The sequence below is a fragment of the Campylobacter concisus genome, assembly GCF_902460595.1.
In the GTDB taxonomy this organism is placed as follows: domain Bacteria; phylum Campylobacterota; class Campylobacteria; order Campylobacterales; family Campylobacteraceae; genus Campylobacter_A; species Campylobacter_A concisus_BL.
This window is the reverse complement of record NZ_CABPVA010000036.1, coordinates 1-1,203: the sequence shown is the minus strand read 5'-3', so window position 1 is coordinate 1,203 and position 1,203 is coordinate 1. Positions and strand designations below refer to the sequence as shown.

The window sequence follows — 1,203 nt, the reverse complement described above, 5'->3', positions numbered from 1 at the left end:
CAATATGAGGATAGGTATGTCTATCTAGATAGTTTTACTAACAATAGAGAATTTTATGATAAAAATTTAAAGGTGGATACTCATTATTTAGATAATACACTAAGCTTTTTAGGCGGCGTTGGCACTGGTGCTAAAAATTTGTTAGTAGATACTGCAACAGGACTATACCGCTTAGCAACAGATCCAGTAGAAACAGGCAAAGGTGTAGCAAATACTGTATCAAATGCAGATACGCTCATTTATAACGGTTTAATGAAAAGCGAGCTAGATATTATGCTCGGAGATTATGCTAGCGCAACCGCTAGAGATTTTGAATTTATAGGTGGAATTTGGGGAGGTGGTGCATTAGCTAGAACGACCACAAAAGGAGTGGTAAACGGAGTAAGAAAACTTGAAGCAAATATAATAGAAAAAACAACTTCTAAATTACCGAATAATGCGGTATATAATCCAAAAAATGGAATTATTTCAATAGAAAATAAAAATTTCATTCAAGTAGGAACTGACACTTTGACAAATTCGCCTATATTGCGAGAAATAGGATACAATAAAGGAAGTTATGCTCTAAAAGGAAATCACTATGTATCTACAGCAGATGGACTATATATGATAGGTGAAAATGCTCTACAAAAAACTGGAACAAAAGTGGTAACGAATTCAAATTTAGCTGAATTTATGAAACCAGGTTTAAATCCAATTAGCGATATGTATTATAAAGGTTCAAATTGGTTTATAAAAAATCCAAGTGCTATACCTGATTTTGTCGAGGGTTATCTACCAGGAATTCCTAGTTATAGTGCTTATGGTATGTTGGAGGAGTTGTTGGTAATATTATATATTCATACGACAAATTTTACCAAGATGCTAAAGATTTAGTCAATTATTTTAAGGATAAAAATGATTAAATATTGTCTTGCTTTGGTTATGATTGTAGCTGGGTTTAAAGTGTTGTTTGTTAAGCAATTTTGGTCGCAAGGTGCTTTTCATGATTTTTAAAATCCATTATTATATATACCAATAAGTGGATTTTTAATTATTGGTGGGTTTTTATTAATATTTAATAAAGGTAGCAAAAAATAACTATCTCAAAGCAGGAATTTAAGAAAGTTACAAATAGTAAAGGTATAACATTTTTGGAAAAAAGATTACCAGATGGTCGTGGCATTAGATTGGAATTAAATGGAAATTTTAAAGGTTTTATAG

2 protein-coding genes are annotated in these 1,203 nt (G+C 31.2%); both read left to right on the top strand.

Translation table 11 applies throughout. The features are described 5' to 3' along the window. A partial coding sequence (locus tag F3G86_RS10585; RefSeq protein WP_223228598.1) for a hypothetical protein occupies positions 1-876 on the top strand: 876 nt, incomplete at its 5' end. Between the two features lie 200 nt (positions 877-1,076). Continuing rightward, positions 1,077-1,203, top strand: a 127-nt coding sequence (locus F3G86_RS11345; protein WP_508610354.1) for a tRNase toxin domain-containing protein, incomplete at its 3' end; no start/stop codon positions are given.